The organism is Bartonella sp. CM86QHHN, from assembly GCF_042194695.1.
In the GTDB taxonomy this organism is placed as follows: Bacteria; Pseudomonadota; Alphaproteobacteria; order Rhizobiales; family Rhizobiaceae; genus Bartonella.
Window position 1 is genome coordinate 83,517 of record NZ_JBHIND010000051.1, and the last position, 23,564, is coordinate 107,080.

Annotated in this window: 15 protein-coding genes and 1 pseudogene; 11 read left to right on the forward strand and 5 right to left on the reverse strand. The window is 36.9% G+C overall.

Translation table 11 applies throughout. The features are described 5' to 3' along the window. Positions 1-1,070 precede the first annotated feature (1,070 nt). Positions 1,071-2,447 carry a magnesium transporter gene (mgtE, locus tag ACFIKX_RS04370; RefSeq protein ID WP_375627668.1) on the reverse strand — a complete coding sequence of 459 codons (1,377 nt, stop codon included), beginning with the start codon at positions 2,445-2,447 and terminating at the stop codon, positions 1,071-1,073. Between the two features lie 549 nt (positions 2,448-2,996). Here mgtE and ACFIKX_RS04375 point away from each other — a divergent pair. Continuing rightward, entirely contained in the window at positions 2,997-5,021 is a 2,025-nt protein-coding gene (locus tag ACFIKX_RS04375) for a M3 family metallopeptidase (RefSeq protein WP_375627667.1), read from the forward strand. Positions 5,022-5,183: 162 nt separating this feature from the next. Here the strand turns inward: ACFIKX_RS04375 and ACFIKX_RS04380 are convergent, their stop codons facing one another. Together ACFIKX_RS04380 and ACFIKX_RS04385 are read right to left on the reverse strand one after the other, a co-directional pair. Beyond that, the gene (locus ACFIKX_RS04380) at positions 5,184-6,260 is read right to left on the reverse strand and encodes an SGNH family hydrolase (RefSeq protein WP_375627666.1); all 1,077 of its coding nucleotides are present in this window, start codon (positions 6,258-6,260) and stop codon (positions 5,184-5,186) included. Positions 6,261-6,274: 14 nt separating this feature from the next. Then, positions 6,275-7,531, reverse strand: coding sequence for a lytic murein transglycosylase (locus ACFIKX_RS04385; protein ID WP_375627665.1), 1,257 nt, complete (start codon positions 7,529-7,531; stop codon positions 6,275-6,277). Between the two features lie 265 nt (positions 7,532-7,796). Here ACFIKX_RS04385 and ACFIKX_RS04390 point away from each other — a divergent pair, with 265 nt between their 5' ends. Both ACFIKX_RS04390 and ACFIKX_RS04395 read left to right on the forward strand, forming a co-directional pair. After that, the gene (locus ACFIKX_RS04390) at positions 7,797-8,687 is read left to right on the forward strand and encodes a UTP--glucose-1-phosphate uridylyltransferase (protein ID WP_375613281.1); all 891 of its coding nucleotides are present in this window, start codon (positions 7,797-7,799) and stop codon (positions 8,685-8,687) included. Between the two features lie 39 nt (positions 8,688-8,726). Continuing rightward, complete coding sequence (locus tag ACFIKX_RS04395; protein ID WP_375613282.1) at positions 8,727-9,719, forward strand: SIS domain-containing protein; 993 nt, start codon at positions 8,727-8,729, stop codon at positions 9,717-9,719. A 277-nt stretch (positions 9,720-9,996) separates the two neighbouring features. On the opposite strand, the gene ACFIKX_RS04400 is transcribed toward ACFIKX_RS04395, so the two are convergent. After that, on the reverse strand, positions 9,997-10,356 hold the full coding sequence (locus ACFIKX_RS04400) for a hypothetical protein (RefSeq protein ID WP_375611849.1): 360 nt from the start codon (positions 10,354-10,356) through the stop codon (positions 9,997-9,999). Positions 10,357-10,609: 253 nt separating this feature from the next. Here ACFIKX_RS04400 and ACFIKX_RS04405 point away from each other — a divergent pair, with 253 nt between their 5' ends. The 3 genes and pseudogenes from ACFIKX_RS04405 to guaB all read left to right on the forward strand — a co-directional run bounded on the left by ACFIKX_RS04405 (position 10,610) and on the right by guaB (position 15,618). Continuing rightward, a complete protein-coding gene (locus ACFIKX_RS04405) occupies positions 10,610-11,995 on the forward strand; it encodes a sigma-54-dependent transcriptional regulator (RefSeq protein ID WP_375611848.1) in 1,386 nt (461 codons plus the stop codon). 402 nt (positions 11,996-12,397) lie between these two features. Continuing rightward, positions 12,398-13,968 (forward strand): annotated as a pseudogene (locus ACFIKX_RS04410) (phospholipase D family protein). A gap of 150 nt (positions 13,969-14,118) precedes the next feature. Then, positions 14,119-15,618 (forward strand): IMP dehydrogenase, encoded by a 1,500-nt coding sequence (gene guaB / locus ACFIKX_RS04415; protein WP_375613284.1) that lies wholly within the window; start codon positions 14,119-14,121, stop codon positions 15,616-15,618. Positions 15,619-15,796: 178 nt separating this feature from the next. Here guaB and ACFIKX_RS04420 read toward each other — a convergent pair whose 3' ends face one another. Next, positions 15,797-15,943: a hypothetical protein gene (locus ACFIKX_RS04420; protein ID WP_273722522.1), complete on the reverse strand. Its 147-nt coding sequence runs from the start codon at positions 15,941-15,943 to the stop codon at positions 15,797-15,799. A gap of 466 nt (positions 15,944-16,409) precedes the next feature. On the opposite strand from ACFIKX_RS04420, the gene ACFIKX_RS04425 reads away from it, so the two are divergent. The 5 genes from ACFIKX_RS04425 to ugpA all read left to right on the forward strand — a co-directional run bounded on the left by ACFIKX_RS04425 (position 16,410) and on the right by ugpA (position 23,557). Then, positions 16,410-17,696 carry an RsmB/NOP family class I SAM-dependent RNA methyltransferase gene (locus tag ACFIKX_RS04425; RefSeq protein ID WP_375627664.1) on the forward strand — a complete coding sequence of 429 codons (1,287 nt, stop codon included), beginning with the start codon at positions 16,410-16,412 and terminating at the stop codon, positions 17,694-17,696. A gap of 132 nt (positions 17,697-17,828) precedes the next feature. Beyond that, on the forward strand, positions 17,829-19,385 hold the full coding sequence (guaA, locus tag ACFIKX_RS04430) for a glutamine-hydrolyzing GMP synthase (RefSeq protein WP_375627663.1): 1,557 nt from the start codon (positions 17,829-17,831) through the stop codon (positions 19,383-19,385). Positions 19,386-19,554: 169 nt separating this feature from the next. Continuing rightward, positions 19,555-20,277, forward strand: coding sequence for a glycerophosphodiester phosphodiesterase (locus ACFIKX_RS04435; RefSeq protein ID WP_375611843.1), 723 nt, complete (start codon positions 19,555-19,557; stop codon positions 20,275-20,277). A gap of 965 nt (positions 20,278-21,242) precedes the next feature. Beyond that, positions 21,243-22,577, forward strand: a complete 1,335-nt coding sequence (gene ugpB, locus ACFIKX_RS04440; RefSeq protein WP_375618067.1) for a sn-glycerol-3-phosphate ABC transporter substrate-binding protein UgpB — start codon at positions 21,243-21,245, stop codon at positions 22,575-22,577. Between the two features lie 95 nt (positions 22,578-22,672). Further along, positions 22,673-23,557, forward strand: coding sequence for a sn-glycerol-3-phosphate ABC transporter permease UgpA (ugpA, locus tag ACFIKX_RS04445; protein WP_375627662.1), 885 nt, complete (start codon positions 22,673-22,675; stop codon positions 23,555-23,557). The last annotated feature ends 7 nt before the right edge of the window (positions 23,558-23,564 follow it).

Sequence of the window (23,564 nt, forward strand, 5' to 3'; positions counted from 1 at the left end):
TTTTTATAGTACGTATGTTCTATTCTCAAGCTAAGAATTATCCAAAAAATCACCGTCAACTTGATTTCTATCAATATGACACAAGGAATTTATATGAGCTCTTGTAAGAGTAAGTATAAAGCTAGCCGTATTATTGTTGTTGTTTTGCAAAGAGATTGATAAAAATCCGGAATATCTCTCAATCCATAGCCAATTTATTGACAACTGTACAATATTCTTATTCTAAATAAAGCTTTTTCTTATTCTATAACTTGTCAATCAAAATCCAGATTTAATGCAATCGTGTATTTGAGGTAAATATTGAGACGATTAAGAATTTTATAAGAAGTTCTAGCTTTTGTATGCCAGATTAGGGCAAGAGTTATATCTGTTTGATTTATTTATGAACTCGGCATACAGTCTTATTTAGAAAGAATATGAAGGCATCCAAAGAAAATTCCCATCTTTGCTGTTAATCCAATTTATAATTTCAAAAGCATCTAAAGTAATATCTTTTAAACCATGGAGATGGTGCATTGCCTTACTTTTGTTAATTGCACTCTCTAATAGGAGTATGCTTTTCATGCCAAACAGAACACTTTAAACAGCATATACTTTTTGTTGCATATTCATGTACTTAAGAGAGATTACTTAACGTACACTACATCCATTCCATGATAGGGCTCATAAATGATATAACATACGCGAATAGTATACTATTAACGCCTTTGTGAAGAAATATAAAGCCTGTTGAGTATCATCATTATTATTCTTTCTCAGCTGTCAATATTGCGCCAGTTTTTGATACGAGAGAGAGAGGATATAAGAAGTATTTTATTTTTTCTTGAATAGTTTTTAGCCATACACCGATCTCGTTTGTGACTGGCAAGAAGATGACTTTAATCGATTTAATATGAGAAGCTTTATGATGAGGTAAAATTACGTTATTCGGAGCTGTTATTCAAAAAAATAATAAATTATCTATAGAGCGGTGCGCTAGAAAATAAATAATAAAGCTTATTCTCTTATGGAAAGAATCTTAGGTTACATGACAAGATTTTTCCATAAGTAAGAGTTTTTACTTTACATGTTTAAAGAAGAGTTCCTGACAAAATGAGAGAAGCTACAGAAAAATAGATTATAATGCCCATGACATCTACTAAAGTTGCCACAAAAGGAGCAGAAGCACTTGCTGGATCAAATTTTAAACCTTTAAGAATAAAAGGCAACATAGATCCAGAAAGAGAACCAAAGGTAACGATTCCAACTAAAGCTGTACCCACTGTTGTCGAAATAGCAATCCAATGTTGGCCATAGTCGTAGATACCTAGTTTTTGCCAAAGAGCAATGCGCGTAACACCAATAATTCCTAGTAAGAGACCAAGGGATAGTCCTGTTGGAATTTCACGAATGATCACTTTCCACCAGTCTTTCAACGTGAGTTCACGTAAAGCCAATGCACGGATAATAAGGGATGTAGCCTGTGAGCCGGAATTTCCTCCTGAGCTCATAATGAGAGGTATGAACAGTGTAAGAATAATCGCTTTTTCGAGTTCTGTTTCGAAATGTTGCATAGCGCTTGCTGTCAGCATTTCACCGATAAAGAGTAAAGCGAGCCAGCCTCCGCGTTTTTTCATCATTTCAGGAAACTTAATTTGCATATAGGGCTTATTAAGTGCTTCCATACCCCCAAATTTATAGGCATCTTCATTCATTTCATCGACCATAGTATCAAGCACGTCATCAACGGTTACAATGCCAATGACATGGTTACTTTCATCAACTACAGGCACAGAGAGAAGATCATGGCGCTGGAAAAGGCGTGCGATATCTTCATGATGTGTGAAAGGTGATATTGTAATGGGCGAGTCATGGGTAGGGACATTAAGAATTTGTTCATCAGGTGAGGCAAGAATAAGGTTACGCAGGGAAACAGCTTTGAGAAGAGTACCTGTTTTGGGGTCAATTACATAGCTGGTATAAACTGTTTCACGTGTTCGCTCGACCTCACGAATGTGATCCAAAGTTTTTTGTATGGTCCAGTTTGAAGGAACGGCTATAAACTCTGTTGTCATCAGTGCTCCTGCTGTATGATCAGGATAACTGGTGAGTTTTTTAAGTTCAGCGCGCGTTAAGGGGTTAAGCAAGGCATAAAGTCGTGTACGGGTTTCCTTATCCATTTCTTGAAAGACGTCTGCAGCAGCATCGGCAGACATGCCATCAAGAATTTCAACAGCACGATTTATAGGGAGAAGTTCTAGGATGGCAGCAGGTTGCTCAAGCTCTGGTTTATCAAAAAGTTCGATAACATAATCAAGAGGCAGAAGGCTAAGAATAGTTACACGTTCCATGATATCGAGCTCATTGATGATATCAATAGAGTCTGCAAAATGCTGGTTCTTTAACTTTTCAGCGAGAGCTTCAGGAGAAAATTTTTTGAAGTCGAAGGCCGTTTTGATTTCAGTCATGATAAAGTACCTCCTGAAGAGTTGGAGAGTTGTAAATCTAGATAATAGATGAGATAAAAACAAAAGTTTATGGAAGATTTAAAAAAACTCCCCAGCTATATTCCCAATTGTTAATATTTGAAGTAAAGTCAAGGATAAATTATAAGTTATAAACAAGTTTCTGAATCACTAAAACGAGAATACAGCTTAATTTGAGGATAATATAAAAACGTAAATGTAAAAATCAGTTCTGATTTTACCATCATTTCTTTAATGTAGTTTGCGATTTTCAAAAGAATCTAAAGCAATATTTTATAAAGAGTGGAGATTATGCTTTTCTCCAAGTGTTTTTGTTAATATGCAATTCTATTGTGATGTGCGAGCGAATAATCTTTATTGCTTCAATATAATATGGTTTGAATGAAAGAACTTTACGATTTTCAGGTTTTTTTATTCAATAGGGTTTTGAAAGGTAGTTTTGAAACTCACGAAATAGTTTTAGTATGTTATCAATTTGTGTCGTAAAGATAATTGTTACAGTTTAAATTTATAATGGAGACATAAAGTATTATGACAAAAGCAGCAGTGCTGGACTGGAAGGGATTTTCAGGTCTTCCTGATTTTTCTTCTATAAGTGACGAAGATTTTAAACCCGCTTTTGAACAGGCACTTCAAGAAGCAGAAGAAGAACTAGAGGCAATTGCGATGGTGCAAGAACCACCAACGCTTGAGAATTTTTTGCAGCCTTTTGAGCTTTGCGGCAAAGCGCTTGATCGTGTCTGTTCAATATTTTTCTTACGCACCAGTGCTCATACGAATGTATTAATTCAACAGCTAGAGCAAGAGTTCGTTGTAAAACTTTCTCGTTATTCTTCAAAAATGATGATGGATGCGCGGATATTTGCGAAAATAGATGTACTTTATAAACAGTCGCAGCTGGGCACATTTGAGAGTGAAACAACACGTGTTCTTGAATTATGGTGGAAAAAGTTTGTTTGTCATGGGGCAAAACTCGATGAAAAAGCTAAGAAACGGCTTTTGGAAATTAATGAAAGACTTGCTTTTTTAAATGCTACTTTTGGACAAAATGTCTTAAATGATGAAGCTGAATGGATTCTGTTTTTAAAACAAACAGACTTATCTGGTTTACCGCAAGATCTCATTGCTTCAATGAAGGAAATTGCGTGTGAAAGAGGCAATGAAAAAGCGTATGCATTAACACTAGCACGTTCGATTGTTGAACCTTTTTTAAAATTCTCTGATCGTCGTGATTTGCGTGAGGTTGCATTCCAAGCTTGGGCTAAACGTGGTGAAAATAATAACAAGAATGATAATAAAACAATTATTGTAGAGATTGTTGCGCTTCGAGATGAGCAGGCTAAATTATTGGGATATAAATCTTTCGCAGATTTGAAGCTCGATAATACTATGGCTAAAAGTGTTGATTCCGTTATGGATTTGCTTATGCCTGTATGGAAGCGCGCAAGAGCGAAAGCTTCTACTGAGCAAATTGACTTACAAAATTTTGCCAACAATCAGGGCAGCAATGAATCTTTAGCTGCTTGGGATTGGCGTTATTATGCTGAAAAGCTTCGCACTGAAAAACTTTCTTTCGATAGCGCTGAGATTAAATATTATTTTCAGCTTGATCTTATGATTAAAGCGGCTTTTGGGGTAGCCGAAAAACTCTTTAGCATTACATTTGAAGAAAAAAACGCTGTTACACTTTGGCATCCTGATGCACGTTTGTGGGAAGTAAAAAAGTCTGATGGAAGTCTACTTGGGCATTTTATTGGTGATTATTTTGCACGTTCTTCAAAACGCTCCGGTGCGTGGATGAGTAGTTTGCAATCACAACATAAATTGGATGGCGGACAAAAGCCTATTATCTACAATGTTTGTAATTTTGCTAAACCACCTAAAGGGGAAGTTGCTCTTTTATCACTTGATGATGCACGTACGCTTTTCCACGAATTTGGACATGCATTGCATGGTTTGCTTTCTGATGTCACATGGCCATCTGTGTCGGGAACATCTGTTTCACGTGATTTTGTTGAGCTACCTTCTCAACTTTACGAACATTGGTTAACAGTACCAGAGATATTAAAATCTTATGCTATACATACAAAAACAGGCCATCCTATGCCACAAGAGTTGATAGATAAAGTCTTAGTAGCACAGACATTTAATGCAGGATTTTCTGCCGTTGAATTTATCTCATCAGCTTTAGTGGATATGGCTTTTCATCAAGGCGAAACAGTCACTGATCCAACAGTGTTTGAACGCCAAGAATTAGAAAAGCTGCAAATGCCTGATACAATTATTATGCGTCATCGTCCGCCACATTTTATGCACGTGTTTGCGGGAGATGGTTATGCATCTGGTTACTATTCTTATATGTGGTCGGAAGTCCTTGATGCTGATGCTTTTCAAGCTTTTGAAGAAACGGGAGATGCTTTTAATTCAGAGCTTGCTGATAAGTTGAAACGTTTTATTTACTCCGCTGGAGGAAGTCGTGATCCAGAGGAGCTTTATAAAGCTTTTCGGGGACGAATGCCTTTACCAGAGGCAATGATTAACAAACGTGGACTATAAGATATAACGGTATGGTTAACACCATGCCGTTTTCATATTATTCGAAAGGTACAGTTGCGATTTATGCAAATTTTCTCTTCATTATAGCTCTGTAAACAGAGTTTTTTATCTTATTCGCTTTTTGTTTATAGAGGAAAATAGATTTTGTATTTTAAATAGACATTATGGGAAAGAAAAATTATCAGCTCGATCTTTTTGATGCCCATTTGGTGGAAACCATGATTTTTTTATAAAACTTGACTTTCTTTTGCCTAAAAGGTGAGTGTTTTTTTGTGCCATATCATCGAGGCTCATTGGAGGCTGACGCATAATTTTACTCCGCTCTTGATTCTCTGATTCTTGTATAAGTTTTTGAATAACTTGATCGGTTGAGTAAGAATTTTCATGAGAAAAGGCATAAAAATTTGAAATATTTTTCAATGGTTTTTCTAAATAAGAGGCAAGTTTTTTCTTTCCTTCAGGGGTGAAATGCATGCCATTATTGGTGCGTAATTTGGTTATTTTTCCATTAATATCATAGCCTGAAAAAGAAAAATTTCCTGTCTCATCACTAAAGCCGCTCCAGATATCGAGAAAATACCCTCCTGCTGTTTCTGTTTCTTGTTTATAGAGCGCATTAAAAATTTTCATTTTTTGTGTCAAAAGGTCATTTCCAAAAGAAGGTTGACCTATCCATATCCATGATTTTCCAGAGGCGTGAAGACTTTCAGTAATTTCGATAATTCTTTGTTTGTAGATGCGTATCCATTCTGACTGATCTGTGTTAATCATGTTATGAGAGTCTGTGATGGGTTGATTATCATTTGCACCGATCATCATGATAATAACATCGGGGCTATTTTGATCAATGAGTTTAGAAATATTGCTTTGCCAAGAATAATAATCCGTTCGAACTAAGCCGGAAGCTGGCATTGTGTTGTTCATGATAACGATATCGCTATTATTTATAAAAAATTTCTTAAGTGCATCAGCAACAGCAGAAGCTGCAAAATCCCCTATGACAAGAATGCGCTTTGCATTCTCATTTTTTAGCTTTTGTATGTTTTTTTGTGTTACGATCTTTTTTTGCGGCTTGTCTATTTTTTGTTCTATAATTTGCGGTGGCTGCTGTGTCTGTTTGTTTTGTTGTGACAACCATTTGAAGAAGTTCGTTGCTTTACTTGGGGATGGCTGTAAGATCCCCACAATAGAAAGTGAAAACAGCAATAATGTCAAGTATATCAGGCGAGAAAGAGACAAAACCTTATTCTCCATTATTGTTTGCGAAGGAGAAAAAGCACTTGAGATGATGGATATCCATTTGCTTTTAGTCCGTGACGGAGTTGAAAAGCTTTAATTGCTTTGCGAGAAGCTGTTCCAATTTTTCCATCGACATTCCCTTTATAATAGCCCAGTGCACTTAAGCGAGATTGTAGTTCTTTACATTCTTGGAAAGTAAGAGGTTGAAAAGGTCTTTGCCAATCATTTACCAATCCAGGATGTCCAGCAATGCGATCAGCAAGAAGGCCAACAGCAAACGCATAACGATCTGCATTATTATAATGTTTCAGAACAAGGAAATTTTTTGTGACTAAAAATATAGGTCCTTTTGCTCCATCTGGATATTTTAATATTGCTTGTTCAGCTGATGTAGGAAGAGGGTGCCCATTTGCGTGTTTTACACCTAATTTTTTCCATTGTTCAAAGGAATACCAGCCTTCAGGAAGGTTTTTCCCCTGCGGCACTTTTACCTCTACTCCCCAAATAAGATTAGGTTGCCAGCCATTTTTGTGGAGAAGGTTAGCAGCAGTAGCCAGAGCATCTGGAACAGAGTTCCAGATATCACGCCGTCCATCTTGGTCCATATCAACTGCATAGGCGAGATAACTGCTTGGAATAAATTGTGTATGCCCCAATGCACCGGCCCAAGATCCAGTGAGTTGAGAGCGTTTAATTTCGCCACTTTGTAGAATTTTCATAGCAGCAATCAGCTGTGTATATGCATATTTTGCACGTTTTTTATCAGCATAGGCTAAAGTTGCAAGAGAGCGAATGGTATCACGTATTACACTTTTATTAGCTAAAACCTTCCCATAGTTGCTTTCCATTGACCAAATAGCAAGCAGAATATTGCGATCAACACCAAAACGTTTTTCAATTTGAAGAAGCCATTTGTTCCATTTTTGAGTTTGGCGTCGTCCTTCCTCAATTGCAATATCATGGACACGATTATCGAAATAGTTCCATGAAGGAGCAACAAATTCCGGTTGGTATGCGGCGCTTTTTAGAACTTCTGGATCAATGGCATTAACACCTTTAAACGCCATATGAAACGTAGAGGGGGTAATATTGTGAGCAATAGCTATTTTTTTAAATTCTTTAATCCAGTGTTTAAATCCGCTATCAGCATATGAAAGGGGTGCAAAAAACATTAAAAAAGCAGAAAAAATAACGGCAGAGACAGTGAGAAGAGTTCTCCAAGCGATTGACTTCTCTAAAAAAGAGAAAGTCTTCAATTCTGTTTTTTGCATTTTGAAATCCCCATTAATATTCAATTCATTAGATGTGCAATAACTTTATTTTGTATTTAGTTTAATCGATAATATGATCAAGAAGAGGAAAAAACTGAAATAAATAATACGTTTTAATCCCTTCAATAAATTCTCAGACTCTTTTTACATTTTTATTGCTCATTATAATGATAATCAAAACAATAAGATATCTTTTTTACCATTTCGTAAAAACATATGATAAATAAAACAAAAAAGTTATATGAATTCATTGAGGAGGGTGAGTGTGCGTAAAATCCGGAAAGCAGTATTCCCAGTAGCAGGTCTTGGTACGCGTTTTCTTCCTGCGACAAAAACGATTCCTAAAGAAATGCTAACAGTTGTTGATAAACCTGTTATTCAATATGTTATGGATGAGGCGAGGGAAGCTGGTATTGAGCATTTTATTTTTGTAACTGGACGTAACAAAGCCGTTATTGAGGATTATTTTGATGAGCAAGTTGAATTATATACGACACTTGCTGAATGTGGAAAGAAAGAAGATCTTGCACATTTATACCGTTTACAGCCATTACCAGGGTCAACTTCTTTCACTCGGCAACAACAACCTTTGGGATTAGGGCATGCTCTTTGGTGTGCACGTGAATTAGTTGCAGGGGAACCTTTTGCTTTGTTATTACCGGATATGTTGATACAAGCGAAAAAGGGCTGTCTTTCTGAAATGATGAGCCTTTATGAAAAGGTGGGTGGGGGAAATATTATAGCAGTTCAGGAATGCGATCCTAGAGAAACACATAAATATGGTATTGTTGGGAAAGGCAAACAGATTGCAAATGGTTTTGAAATCACAAAAATGGTAGAGAAACCAGCACAAGGTACGGCACCATCAAATTTGTACATCAATGGACGTTATATTTTGCAGCCAGAAATTTTTAATATTCTTTCCACTCAAGAACGGGGAACAGGAAATGAAATTCAATTAACAGATGCTATGATACGGCTTTCAAATGAGCAAGATTTTTGGGGTTTGCAAGTAAAAGGGCGCACTTTTGATTGCGGTTCTAAAGCTGGTTTTATTGAAGCCAACGTTGCATTTTCTTTGGCACGCGCTGATATGCACAGCCACGTTTCTGCTTCATTGAAAAATTTACTAGAAACCATTAATGTCGAAAAGTGATATAGATCTCTCACTTAATTTTATTGGTCGAATTTGATTATGACAATATCGTCTCCTCATATGGCTTTGCAAGGTGCAGTAGCATCAGCGCTTAAAACACTTGCTAGTGAAAAGCAGGGGCTTGAAGCTCTTGAAAAAGCTCTTCTGGAAAGTCTTTCTTCTTCTTTTGAAGCGGCTGTTCAAACTATTAGAAATGCTCGTGGACATGTGGTTATTACTGGTCTTGGAAAAAGTGGTCATATAGGGACAAAAATTGCAGCAACCTTAGCCTCAACTGGAACACCTGCCTTTTTTGTTCACGCTGCAGAAGCCAATCATGGTGATCTTGGTATGATTGGCTCTGATGACGTTATTCTTGCTTTATCATGGTCTGGTGAAACTCAAGAGTTAAGTGGTATTATAAGTTATGCGGCGCGTTTTCGTATCCCCCTTATTGCGATGACATCAAGTAAGCACTCTGTGTTAGGACGACAAGCTGATATTGTACTATTATTACCAAAGATAGAAGAGGCTTGCCCCCATGGTTTAGCCCCTACAACTTCAACAATTATGCAATTGGCAATGGGAGATGCATTAGCGGTTTCTCTTTTAGAAATGCGTGGTTTTACCGCAACGGATTTCAAAATATATCATCCTGGTGGTTCTCTTGGTGCAAGCCTTAAATACGTGTGTGATATTATGCATGAGGGTGATAATATTCCTTTGGTTATGCAGGGAACAGCTATGACTGAAGCGATGAATGTTTTGGTGGAAAAACATTTTGGTTGTGTTGGTGTTGTGAATCAAGAAGGTGAACTAATCGGAATTGTAACTGATGGCGATCTTGCACGTAACATTCATTTTAATTTATCAAAATTTAATGTTGACGAGGTGATGACCAAAGCTCCTAAAGTTGTAAAGCCAAATACACTTGTTGGTGCAGCAACAGCTTTTATTAATGATCATCAGATTGGTGCATTTTTTGTGGTTGAAGATAAAAAACCGATAGGAATTGTTCATTTTCATGATCTTTTGCGCATTGGCGCTGCTTAGATTAAAGTTCCCTATCAAATAAAATGTTATTTTAGGTTGAAATAGATTGAATGATACAAAGTTACAATTTTATTGTGAGGTGGCTTTACTGATATTTTGTGGAAGAAAATGATTATTTTACGCATTTCATAATGTTTAGAAAATTTTCAGGGTAAAGATTATACCAGCCTCTTTGCGTATTTTAGAGAGGATTTTCTATCAGGAGGAGAAAGGATATCGCCTCCTGCTTAATGTGTGTGCTCCCTCTGTTCTTAAGAGAGGTTTCCCTTGTACTTTGTTAAGATTTCCGCTTAAGGAAAAACTGTGCTCCTGTATGTGAGGTGCAGAGAAGTTGTGTGGCGTCATATGACATTGTACAATTGACTCTAGAAATTGTTCCACGGAGAATAGAGCGTATTTCAATTTCTATATTTTGGGCATTGAGATAATTATATGCTCCTTCTGATAGTTTTTCTTCTGTATCTGCTGCATGCGTTTCAAAAACACCATTGTGGAAAGAAGAAATAATACCATTCTCATCAACCCATTTTCCATCAATTCCAGTTGGCATATTTGAGTTATAATATCGCGAAAAGTTACAGGCACTTAACAGCAAGGCGGTAATTGTAAGACATAAAATATGATAGGTATGTTTCATTTATTGCACTCTATTTAGATTATTTTGCTCTCTAGTTTCTATAACATTATTAAATTACCCCATGAGTCAATATGAAAAATTTGATAAAAATCAATGAAAAAGCAAAAAAATGGAAAAAAATGCCTTAATGTTGTATTTAATTGACAGCTTGATGAATTTCGTAAGTGAAACACAAGAGGTAAAATATTTCTTATGGTTTACAACAATTTTTATATTAAGCTGCTAAGTAGTCTCAAAGGAGATTATTGACATTATGGTTGGTCCCATTCTTGTTGCGAGTGAAGATTATGGAAGACGTATAGAACTTTCTTCTATGCTGCGAGGTTTTGGTTATCGTGTCATTGAAGCAGAAAATGGTCTCCGTACGATTGATCTTTTACACAGGCGTAAAAACATTGTGCTTGCACTCCTTGATGTCGTTATGAGTGATTTGAGTGTGAGCGATTTGATTAAAATGATTAGAGTTGCTGGTGTTTCTGTTCCTATTGTCGTTATAGCACAACAAGAGAATCAGCATTTACTCCAGAAAGCTTTAACAGCTGGAGCTATTGATTATTGGATCCATCCAGTAACATTATTACGTGTAAGAGTTACTTTGGATATCCTTGCTCTTATTTCTGCCTTGGAGCATGAGGTTCGAGATATTCGGCGAAAAAAAGAGAATCATTTACGGTTTTCTGATCTTTGCGTAAAAAGTAGAGCTATGCAGATAGTATTAGAACAATCGAGACAAGCAGCAACTTCTTTACAGAATCTTTTGATAGAGGGAGAAGCTGGAACAGGACGTGAGACATTAGCTCGGATTATTCATCATGAGGGATTATTTTCGGAGGGTGTTTTTGTTCGCTTTCAATGTTCAGCCATCGTTGATCCAGAAGAAGAAAATCAGCAGTGGTTTAAAGAATTCCTACCATTGGTTTCTTCTCTTGAAAAAGGGACACTTTGCCTTTGTGATATTGATCGACTTGAGCCCATACAGCAAAAACGGTTTGCTCATTACCTTAAAGAAAGGGAAAGGGATACAAAAGGAGATTTTTTTCCTTTTCGGATCATCGCTATTTCAACATCGCGTTTAAAGGACTTGGTTAATGAGAACTTTTTTTTGCATAGTTTGTTTGAACAATTTTCTCACTTGTCTATTAGCGTTCCTGCTTTACGAGAATTAAGGGATGATTTTCCAGAGATCACACAACGTTTGATTGATCGCATTATCACAGAAACAGGGCGATCACATGTCCATGGTTTAGCAGGCTCTGCTCTTTCCTTGCTTATGCAGTATGATTGGCCTGGCAATAGAAATGAGCTTGAAACCTTTTTATTTCGTGCGATTTTACTCAGTGAAGGACCGTTATTAACTGTTCGAGATTTTCCGCAATTAATGGGAAATTCATTAATGAATGTTCCCAATATCATTGAGGGTAATATGCAAGAAGATAATGAGCAAGAATCGATAAAATTTTTGAATACTGATGGGCATGTACGTACTTTTGCAGAAATGGAGCATGATATTATAGAGAAAGCGATTAAACATTATAAAGGACATATGAGTGAGATTGCGCGTCGCCTTCATATTGGTCGCTCTACACTTTATAGAAAAATGGAAGAATTGAGAGCAATAAGAAATCAAGAACGAAAGTAAATTCATAACAAATTTCTCTTCATGACAAGCAAGCGTTTCAAAAAATAGAGTGAATTTTGATAAAGTCCGTGGGGGAAAGCTGAAGAAAACAATCATTTATTGTAAAATTTATCTATAGTGGATGATTTTGTTGATTTAAATCAAATATAAATTTTATGTGACTATTTTAATCGTTTGTTTCAATTTATACAATTTTAGTTAAGTTTACATTTATTAAAACAGAGAAGCATTTTTAAAAACTTTTAAATACTACCGCTAAAATTTTTGTATCATCAATATTAAATTTATACTCTCTTAAGCAAGAAGTGGCATTTTATCTGCTATACGATTAAGATAAAGTGATTAGTGTTATCGTTTGCATTACTGATGATGTGATAGTTTAAAATAGAAAGTTTGCCCTCTTTGACTCTTTTACAGATTGTTATTGGTTTTGTCCTCTTTTTTTTATTGCATCTATGTTGGCAATCTACACCTATGGGCGTTTTGTGAAAAATGCTAGGGGAAAATGTTCTTATGCGTTACCTCTTCAGAAAGATGAAACTAAGCTTGATCGTATCGTCAGTCAATTAGCTGAGAAAGAAAATGGATTGGGGATTGATAAAGATGCCCTTTCCCTCATTATCAGCAATTTGGATGCGTTTTGTGTTCGGGCAATAGGAGCTGCAGAGGCTGGGCGTAGCCTTGATCTGATGTATTATATTTGGGATGATGATTTAACGGGGCGCCTATTATTAAGTGAAATAGTTGAGGCAGCTGATCGAGGGGTTCGGGTACGGCTTCTTTTGGATGATATTAATGCTCAGGCACGTGATCCAGCTTATATTGCGCTAGATAAACATCCTCACATTGAGGTGAGAATGTTTAATCCAGGGCGATCGCGTAAAGGTGGTTTACGCCGTGGTTTAGAAATTATATTACGGGCAATTACTGTAACACGTAGAATGCATAATAAAGCTTTTATTGTTGATGGCAGGGTCGCTTTTGTAGGAGGACGTAATCTTGCAGATTCTTATTTTGATGCTGGTAAAGAATCCCATTTTCGAGATTTAGATTTGATGTTAATCGGTCCTTCTGTTAAAAAGGTAGAAAGTATCTTTGATGATTTTTGGAATAGTGCTGTTGTTTTGCCAATTCATACTTTGGTTGTTCCTAAAAGCGCAAGTGATCTTAGCTATTGGAAAGATAAATTACGAAAATTTCGTGATTCCAAAGTTGCAAAAGTTTATTTAGATTATGTCAAAGAGCACATTAACTTTAATTGTTTTATCCAAACAGGAAAGCGGTTATTTTTAGCAGACAAAGTTGTTGTTCTTTCTGACCCTCCAGAAAAAGCATTGCGTAAAAAAGCAAGTAATTGGCTTATGAAGGCACTTTCAAAGGTTATTGGAAATGCCCAAAAAACGGTTCAGATTACGTCACCTTATTTTGTTCCTGGTAAGGTTGGCACGCAGAATTTTAGTAATTTGGTTTCAAAAGGTGTTGATGTCAAAATTCTGACAAATTCTTTAGCAGCTACTGATGTAGCATTAGTGCATGGTGGTTATGTACCTTATCGTAAGGCATTGTTGAAAAGTGGTGTTAATCTTTATGAATTAAAAGCGGAAGGCAATACTCATGGGTTACGATTGTTTCGATCGAGTAAGGCAAGTCTACATGCCAAAGCTTTTTTAATTGATCGTAAAACAGCTTTTATTGGATCTTTAAATTTTGATCCAAGATCAGCATCATTAAATACAGAAATGGGCATTCTTTTTGAATGTGCTCCCATTACAGCAAGATTAGATTTGTTGTTTTCTGAAGAAACCACAGGGGAAATGAGCTATCATCTGCGTCTTGGTGATAATAATCGTATTTATTGGGATTTTATTGAAAATGAAAAAAAATATAGCATTGACTATGAGCCAGAAAGCAATTTTTGGCGTCGCGCATTTGCAAAAATAATAAGTTGGTTACCTATTGAATCACAATTGTAAATTTTTATAAACCACACTTAAAAAAAATATTTATTTTTCTTTTCATTTTGTTTGTAGCATGGCATAATTTTTTGCCAATCTACCATGTATGAGAACCGCAGTTGTATTTTAAAGCTTCTTGCGGTGTTTTATTATAAAAGGAATTTTGATATGGCAAAGATTGTTGAAACGGGGACAGGTGCATTGGCACTGACTTTTGATGATGTACTTTTACAACCCGGTCATTCTCTTGTTATGCCTAGTCAAGTGGATCTCAGTACGCGCATTGCAGCGGATATTAAGCTCAATTTGCCATTGCTTTCTGCGGCAATGGATACGGTAACAGAATCGCGTTTGGCAATTGCTATGGCTCAAGCTGGTGGTCTTGGGGTTATTCATCGTAATATGTCTCCTGCAGAGCAGGCAGAAGAAGTTCGCCAAGTAAAAAAGTTTGAATCTGGTATGGTTGTTAATCCAGTCACCATTGGACCAGATGCAACACTTGAAGAAGCAAAATCTTTGATGCGCTCTCATGGTATTTCCGGTATTCCGGTTGTTGAAAATGGTGCTAAAGGTGAAACTGCTGGACGGCTTGTTGGCATTTTGACAAATAGGGATGTGCGTTTTGCATCGGATCCTAAACAAAAAATTTATGAATTAATGACGCATGAAAATTTAATCACAGTGCGTGAAAATGTTCAACTCAATGAAGCGAAGTATCTTTTACATCATCATCGTATTGAAAAATTATTAGTTGTGGATGAACAGAATCGTTGTGTCGGACTGATAACAGTTAAGGATATTGAAAAAGCAAAATTAAATCCAAACGCTGCCAAAGATTCACAAGGTCGCTTGCGTGTTGCAGCTGCAAGTAGTGTAGGGAACGATGGGTTTGAGCGGGCTGAACGATTAATTGATGCAGGCGTTGATATTCTAGTAATTGATACTGCACATGGACATTCTCAGCGTGTATTAGACACTGTTGAGCGTATTAAAAAAATGACGTTTTCTCCAGCTATTATTGCTGGTAATGTGGCGACTGCTCAAGCAACACAGGCTTTGATTGACAGTGGTGCGGATGCTATAAAAGTTGGGATTGGTCCTGGTTCTATTTGCACAACGCGAATTGTTGCAGGTGTTGGTGTTCCTCAGCTTGCAGCCATTATGAATGCTGCAGAAGTTGCTGAAAAAGCGGGCATTCCCGTTATTGCTGATGGGGGGATAAAAGCTTCGGGTGATTTTGCTAAAGCCTTAGCAGGTGGGGCTTGTGCTGCTATGATTGGCTCTCTTTTAGCGGGTACAGAAGAAAGTCCTGGCGAAGTTTATCTTTATCAAGGACGATCCTTTAAAGCTTATCGCGGCATGGGATCTGTTGGTGCTATGGCACGAGGATCGGCAGATCGCTATTTTCAAGATGATGTTCGTGATGAACTTAAGTTGGTTCCTGAGGGTGTGGAGGGGCAGGTGGCTTATAAAGGTCCTATAGCATCAGTTCTACATCAGCTTGCTGGTGGACTTCGTGCTTCGATGGGGTATGTTGGAGCAAAAGATCTCGTAGAGTTTCGTGAAAAAGCAACGTTTGTACGTATTACGAATGCGGGACTCCATGAAAGTCATACGCATGATGTTTCTATCACACGAGAGAGTCCAAATTATCGTGGGCCAGTTTAAAGATACAAGAGCCTAATATCATATTGCATAAATATAAAATTTGCCGAGAACAAGAAAGAGAGACTGCGCTTTTTCTGTTTGTAATTTGGTGTAATAATCCCAAAAAGGAAAGAATTAGAGGTTAAAACTCTAATTCTTTCTGTTAAGACTATATGAAATAAGTTATATAAAATTAGAATTAACTTTTTGTTGTCTTCCGTCCAGTCTTTGACGCACGTTGGCGAGTGTTTGTCTGATCACTTTGAACGGATTTCTTTCCGTTGTTTGAGGGCATTGTATTATGACGGCTTTTAGACGAAGTTGTTTTTCCATTATTATAAGTCATTATTTTCTCCTTTAAAATTGTCTGGCAGTTGCCATTAGAGTAAAAACGGTCATGCCAAATAGTGGTTCCAAGCATTTTCTAAAAAGTTAATTTTTTGTTGAACGTAAGATGAGCTTGTTTAATTTTATGAGAAGATTTTTTCTATTGTTCAGACAATCCTCGTAAACTTTATTTTACGCCAATAAATTAAAGAGTTTGTTTTTTTCGTAATGCATGGCGGAAATAAGTTTTTTATGGATGGCTACGTATCTTTTAGTATAAGAGGTAGAAGGATAAAAAACGAATGGGCAGAAGATGAAAGGAAAAATTTAGATACTCTAAATTGGATCTTATAAAAAAGTATGATCAGATCGTTTTAAGATTGAATGTAAATTTTTTATGGCGTTGAGAAGGTTTCATTGGCAAGAAGGCGATAATATTATTTTTTAGATGATTTAAAATTTTATTATTTTAATGGGAGAAATGAATGCGATTAGGTGGGCGTTTGCAAGCAGCAATAGATGTTCTCACAGAGATAGAAATGAAGCATCGCCCAGTAGGAGAAGCTTTAAAGGATTGGGGTCTTTCTCATCGCTTTGCTGGAGCAGGTGATCGTGCAGCTATTGGTACAATCGTTTATGATGTTTTAAGACGACGTTATTCTTTACAATGGCGTATGGAGAGTGATGATATCCGAGATATCGTTTTTGGTGCCTTATTAGATTCTGGAAAAATGACGCTGGAGCAAATTGACGGTGAGTTGACAGAAGATCGGTTTGCACCGCAGTTATTAGGGGCTAAACAGCGTAAATCGTGGCAAGGTCAGCAATTAGTGGATGCTCCAGACTATATTCGTGGTGATATTCCGCAATGGTGTCAAGCGCATCTGCGTCCTTTATTTGGTGATAATTGGATCACTGAAGCGGCTGCGTTAGCAACGCGTCCTTCTTTAGACCTACGGGTAAATAACCTAAAGGCAACACCAGAAAAGGTGCTGAAAGAATTAGCAAAAACCAAACTTAAATCTTTTCCATGGTTTGGGCAAGCTTTAAGAATTGCACCGATTGAAAAGTTTAATCGTCATCCCAATGTTCAAGTGGAACCAGCTTTTCAAAAAGGACACTTTGAAATACAGGATTTAGGATCTCAAATTGTTGCTCACCTTGTGGAAGCGCAAGAGAGCATGCAGGTATTAGATTATTGTGCAGGTGCTGGTGGCAAAACATTAGCTTTAGCTTCCGATATGAACAATCGTGGGCAAATTTATGCTTATGATTCCGATAAAGCGCGCTTAGCTCCTATTTTTGATCGTCTTCGACGCGCTGGTGTTCGTAATGTACAAACACGAGCACAAAAAGAAGAATTGAAGCCATTAATAGGCCAGATGGATAGAGTTCTACTAGATGCACCATGTAGTGGGACAGGAACATGGCGTCGTCGTCCAGATGCGAAATGGCGTTTAACATTAGAACAAGTGAAACAACGCCAAACAGAACAGAGGGATATTTTGAATGAAGCGATAGCTTATCTTAAGCCAAATGGGCGCTTAATCTATATTACCTGTTCTCTTTTTACAGATGAAAATGAGGAACAAATTTCCCATTTCCTTCAACAACATTCTCATTTTTCTCCAATAGATATGCCAGCGCTTTGGCAGAAACATTTTAGTTTTTCTCCTGTGCAACCAGTTTTTTCAAATTATGGACTTACTTTGTCGCCAGCCACAACACAAACAGATGGGTTCTTTTTATCTGTGTTGCAAAAAAAACATTGATCCATATTTTTGCACTTTTTATCATAAACTTTACGAGAATAATCTTTTTCGTAAGAAAATAGGCTTGTGAAAAGAGAAAGATTAAATCATAACTCTCATGAGTTTTCTTTTACAATTGTTGATTGGTTTTCTATGAGCATATCACATCCAGACACTGTTCTTATTATTGACTTTGGTTCACAAGTTACACAACTTATTGCACGACGGGTACGAGCAATGGGGGTATATTGTGAAATTGCTCCTTTTCAATTGGCTTTAGAAGCTGTGCGCCGCATAAATCCTAAAGCTATTATTTTATCAGGGAGTCCTTATTCCGTTATTGATGAGGGCTCTCCGCGTGCTCCAATGGAAATTTTTGAGGCGGGTGTTCCGATTCTGGGTATTTGCTATGGTGAACAAGTCATGTGTATTCAGCTTGGAGGAAAGGTTGAAGCTGGACATGAGCGTGAATTTGGGCGTGCTTTTTTGGAAGTTCAAGAAGAGAGTGCCCTTTTTGATGGAGTGTGGGAAAAAGGTTCTCGTTATCAAGTATGGATGAGCCATGGTGACCGTGTGGCAGCTTTACCAGAAGGTTTTCGTGTCATAGGAACCTCAAAAGGAGCTCCCTATGCGGCTATTGCGGATGAAAAAAGACATTTTTATGCGGTACAGTTTCATCCTGAAGTTATCCATACACCGGATGGTACAAAACTTTTGCAAAATTTTGTTCATAAAATCTCTGCTATTAAAGGTAGTTGGTCAATGGCTTCTTATCGTGAGCAGGCAATTGCTACGATACGACAAAAAGTTGGGAAAAGTCGTGTGATTTGTGGTCTTTCAGGGGGAGTGGATTCATCTGTTGTAGCGGTACTCCTTCACGAAGCCATAGGAGATCAACTGACATGCATTTTGGTAGACCATGGGCTGATGCGCAAGAATGAAGCTAAAGAAGTTCTCACGCTCTTTCGTGATCATTATAATATAGAGCTTATTCACGTTAATGCTGCCGATATATTTCTTAATGCTTTAGAAGGTGAGACAGATCCAGAAAAAAAGCGCAAAACAATTGGTCGCCTTTTTATTGAAGTTTTTGAAGAAGAAACGAAAAAAATAGGAGGTGCAGAGTTTTTAGCACAAGGAACACTTTATCCAGATGTTATTGAGAGTGTGTCTGCTATTGGTGAAACGGTAACCATTAAAAGCCATCATAATGTGGGTGGGCTACCAGAACAGATGAAGATGAAACTTGTAGAACCGTTACGTGAGCTCTTTAAGGATGAGGTTCGCTCGCTAGGACGAGAGTTAGGGCTACCGGAGCAGTTTATTGGTCGCCATCCTTTTCCAGGTCCCGGCCTTGCAATTCGGTGTCCAGGTGCTGTAACACGTGAAAAATTAGAAATTTTACGCGAAGCAGATGCTATTTATCTTGAGGAAATCCGTAAGGCCGGTCTTTATGATGAAATTTGGCAAGCTTTTGCTGTTCTTCTTCCAGTTCAAACTGTTGGTGTTATGGGGGATGGTCGCACTTATGAATTTGTTTGTGCTCTTCGCGCCGTCACATCTGTAGATGGAATGACTGCTGATTTTTATCCTTATGATATGGCGTTTTTAAGTAAGACAGCAGCACGTATTATTAACGAAGTTAGAGGGATTAATCGTGTTGTATATGATGTAACCTCAAAGCCTCCTAGTACTATTGAATGGGAATAATTAAAATGAAGGATAAGTCTTTTAAGAATAAAATATGACTGAGGGTTTGATATTCGAAAAGTGTAGAAAAAATCATTTAAAAATGATTGTGTATTTTCATATGATATAAGCTTTTATCTGGCAATCTGTACGTCAATATCGTTTAAAATTGAGAAGTGTGGGATTTTGCATGTCTGAGAAAAAAATTGTTGCACACCGTGGAGGAGCTCATCTTTATCCTGAAAATACCCTTTCGGCATTTAATAATGCTATAGCGTTAGGTGTTGATGAAGTTGAATGCGACGTTCATTTGCTAAAAAGCGGTGAAGTGGTTGTCTTTCACGACTTCCGTCTAGACCAATTGGTTGGAAAAAAGGGGTATATTCACGACATTGATAATGAAACACGCAAACAACTCTGCGTAAAAGGAAGCCAAGAAGCACCTCCCTTATTAGAAGAAGTGCTTGATCTTTTAGCACCAACGAATGTTGCATTGCATCTTGAAATCAAGACATGCGGTGAAGTGGAGCGCGAAACAATATTATCCCAAAAAGCGCTTGCGCTAATAAAAAGCCGAAATTTATCAGAACGGGTTTCTGCTATTAGTTTTGATCCTTTTATCCTTCGTCCTTTTATTGAAGCAGGAATACCATCTGGTCCATGTGTTGATAATTTCGAAGGTGATATGTACCGTCATTTTTCTGAATGGAAGCAATTAGGTTATTCTGATCTAAGTTTAGATGGCTCTATTGTTTCACAGAACTTTATTGAATCAGCTCTTGAGGCTGGTTTTACTGTAGGGGTATGGACAATTAATGGAAAAGCTCGGTTATCATATTGGCTTGATATGCCTGTACATTATATTACGACAGATCAACCTGATCTCGCATTGCAATTGTGTGCACAAAGGTAAAAATACATCAACACAAAAGGAACTATATATCTTCATAAAGTTAGCGTAATGAAAGAAGAAAAATTATCTAATATACGACAATAATACATTGATTTATAATCATAATTAATATTTTATTCATGTGAGTAAGAGACCTTAATACGTAAGATTCTCTTATTTCAAATATTTTTACAATGAATCAATCAAAATCATTCGTTTGCACATTACAAGCAGGGTTGGTGTGTGGATAAAAAATGATTGAGAAAAGAATAAAAATATTCATTTAACGTATTTTAAATGCAAGATTTGTTGAAGCATTAGGATCGCACATGATGATGTCGTTTTGCACTTTTATGAAGTGTAAAAATGATGGCATACAAAAAGTCTTATATACTTTAATGGAGAGGCTTTAGGGCTTATTTTATAGGTGCTATCATGAAATGTAGATGTATTGAAAGATTTTTTAACAGCATGGAAATTGGTTATACAGTGTCATTTTGTTTTGCGTGAGGGGTGTGATCTTGTTACAGGGAAAGAGACTATTAAGCGCTTCAAAATGATTTTCTTAATTTTAAAAAAATTCTATTTGTCTCTTCTTTAAATTCAGTAGCAACATCGTGTTAAAGTTATAAGCCGAAAGTTATAAGACAAATAATAAAAGAATAAACAATTCTTTTTAAAAAAGTAAATCCAGATATTAAAATAGTCATTGAAATGATATTTACGATCTATATCTTTTTACCAAGTGACTTTTCTTATTTAAGCCATCTCACTTTTTTCAGATAGTTACAAACGCGTATTTCGTGAATACATAAGAAAGCTTATAAAAGAAAATAAATAAATTTAAACAAATTCATTTGACCTTTAGGTGGTTCCTGTTTAAATGAGAGAATATGTTTCTGAAATAAAACTGTCATAGCATGTTCATGTGTAATACTATAAATTTAGGGGTAGTTTGTATTCCATCACTTCAGAAAGGGTGAAGCATGAGTCGTTTTTATCTTTCCATAGCGGCCACGGTTGCTATCATAATGTCCACAGCGGGGATGACAGAAAGTTTTGCACAGACAAAAATCAGCTTTTGGCATTCTATGAGTGGTGAATTAGGAAAGCAAACTGAAAGTCTCATTAACGATTTTAATGCAAGTCAATCTGAGTATAAAGTTGTTTCTTCATTTCGCGGTGAATATGAAGAGGGATTGATTTCACTCATTGCAGCATTTCGTGGAAAGAAACAGCCAGTACTTGCTCAAATTTATGACGTTGGTACTGGAACTATGATGGCTGCAAAAGGTGCAATCTACCCATTTTATCAACTTATGGCTGATACAAAACAAGAATTTGATCCTACAGATTATTTCCCTGCTATTAGTGGTTATTACTCCGATGAACAGGGACGTATCGTCTCTATGCCATTTAATATTTCAACACCCATCCTTTATTATAACAAAGATATCTTTAAAAAAGCAGGGCTTGATCCAGAACAGCCTCCTAGAACGTGGCAAGATATAGAAAACTTTTCCAAGAAAATTCTTGAGACTAAAGCGGCAACTTGTGGTTTTACAATGGCTTATGCCGCTCAATGGATTGGTATAGAAAATTTTTCAGCGTTGCATAATGTTCCTTTTGGAACGAAGGAAAATGGCTTTAAAGGACTTGATTCAGAACTTACATTTAATGGACCTTTACAAGTGCGTATGTGGACTGACCTGAAAAAGTGGTCTGATCAAGGTATTTTCCGTTATGGTGGTCCAGCAGGTGCATTAGATTCAACACCAATGTTTATGGCACAAAATTGTGCAATTTTTATGCAATCTTCAGGATCACATGCTGGAATTGTTTCTGAAGCTCAGTTTAATGTGGGGGTTGGTATGCTACCGTACTATAAGGATACAGAAGGAGCACCACAAAATTCAGTTATTGGGGGAGCTTCTATTTGGGCGTTTAAGGGCCATACTCCAAAGGAATATGCAGGGGCAGCCGCTTTTCTTAAATTTCTTTCAAAAACAGAAAATCAAGCAAAATGGCATCAGGAAACAGGTTATCTCCCAACCACAAAAGCGACTTATGAATTGAGCAAAAAACAACATTTCTATGAAAAAACGCCAGGTGCGGATATAGCTATCAAACAGATTAATCTTAATCCACCAACAGTTAACTCAAAAGGGATAAGATTTGGTAATTTACCACAAATTCGTGCCATTCTTGATCAAGAGTTGGAAGCTGTTCTTAGTGGTTCAAAAACGCCGAAAGATGGTTTAGATGAGACCGTTGAACGTGGAAATAAACTCTTGCGTGAATTTGAAAGATCTAATCATTAATTTCGTTTTATTGTTAAACATTAAAGACTCAACAAAAACGGTTGAGTCCTTTTTGTTTACTTTTTTAAAGTCTCTACATTTAAAGAGCCCTATGAATGCAAGAAAAACATGCATATTTTAAAAATAGTCTACTTTCTTACGGACTGCTTTTTCCTCAGCTTCTTGTGACTTTTTTGTTTTTCTTTTGGCCTGCTGCTCAAGCAATAAAATCATCTTTTGAGCGTGAAGACCCTTTTGGCTTTACAACAACCTTTATTGGTTTTGAGAATTATCTAACCGTTCTTTCTGATCCTACTTATCGGCAATCGCTTTTTACAACCGCAGTATTTTCCATCTCAGTTACTGTCGCTTCAATGACAATATCACTTCTCTTAGCTGTCTGTGTTGATCGTGTCATCCGTGCAAAAAAGGCTTATACAATGCTTTTGCTCTGGCCCTATGCTGTTGCTCCAGTATTGGCAGGTATATTGTGGCTGTTTATCTTTCATCCCACCATCGGAATTATCCCTTTTTTTCTCGAGAAAATAGGAGTGCTATGGAATTATCGTATTAATGGCACTCAAGCAATGATTCTTATTGTCATTGCGGCTAGTTGGAAACAAATTTCTTACAATTTTCTCTTTTTTCTTACAGGTCTTCAATCTGTTCCGCGTTCTCAAATAGAAGCAGCCGCCATTGATGGTGCTGGTCCCTTTAAACGATTTTGGACAGTGGTTTTCCCGCAAATTTCACCAACGACGTTTTTCCTTCTTATTGTCAATGTCAATTATGTTATGTTTGATACTTTTGGTATTATTGATAATACAACTTCTGGAGGTCCTGCGCGTGCAACGAGCATCCTCGTCTATAAAGTATATGACGATGGCTTTAGAAATCAAATAATCGGTGCATCAGCAGCACAATCAACAATATTGATGTTGATGGTTATTGTCTTAACGTTTATCCAGTTTCGCTGGATTGAGCGCCGTGTACAATATTAGGAAACAA

Excerpts from the sequence above, each read along its gene's own strand:
- ACFIKX_RS04405 (WP_375611848.1), top strand. The coding sequence starts at position 10,610 with ATGGTTGGTCCCATTCTTGTTGCGAGTGAAGATTATGGAAGACGTATA.
- ACFIKX_RS04425 (WP_375627664.1), top strand. The coding sequence starts at position 16,410 with ATGCGATTAGGTGGGCGTTTGCAAGCAGCAATAGATGTTCTCACAGAG.
- mgtE (WP_375627668.1), bottom strand. The coding sequence starts at position 2,447 with ATGACTGAAATCAAAACGGCCTTCGACTTCAAAAAATTTTCTCCTGAA.
- ACFIKX_RS04435 (WP_375611843.1), top strand. The coding sequence starts at position 19,555 with ATGTCTGAGAAAAAAATTGTTGCACACCGTGGAGGAGCTCATCTTTAT.
- guaA (WP_375627663.1), top strand. The coding sequence starts at position 17,829 with ATGAGCATATCACATCCAGACACTGTTCTTATTATTGACTTTGGTTCA.
- ACFIKX_RS04395 (WP_375613282.1), top strand. The coding sequence starts at position 8,727 with ATGACAATATCGTCTCCTCATATGGCTTTGCAAGGTGCAGTAGCATCA.
- ACFIKX_RS04375 (WP_375627667.1), top strand. The coding sequence starts at position 2,997 with ATGACAAAAGCAGCAGTGCTGGACTGGAAGGGATTTTCAGGTCTTCCT.
- ugpB (WP_375618067.1), top strand. The coding sequence starts at position 21,243 with ATGAGTCGTTTTTATCTTTCCATAGCGGCCACGGTTGCTATCATAATG.
- ACFIKX_RS04420 (WP_273722522.1), bottom strand. The coding sequence starts at position 15,943 with ATGACTTATAATAATGGAAAAACAACTTCGTCTAAAAGCCGTCATAAT.
- ACFIKX_RS04400 (WP_375611849.1), bottom strand. The coding sequence starts at position 10,356 with ATGAAACATACCTATCATATTTTATGTCTTACAATTACCGCCTTGCTG.
- ugpA (WP_375627662.1), top strand. The coding sequence starts at position 22,673 with ATGCAAGAAAAACATGCATATTTTAAAAATAGTCTACTTTCTTACGGA.
- ACFIKX_RS04385 (WP_375627665.1), bottom strand. The coding sequence starts at position 7,531 with ATGCAAAAAACAGAATTGAAGACTTTCTCTTTTTTAGAGAAGTCAATC.
- guaB (WP_375613284.1), top strand. The coding sequence starts at position 14,119 with ATGGCAAAGATTGTTGAAACGGGGACAGGTGCATTGGCACTGACTTTT.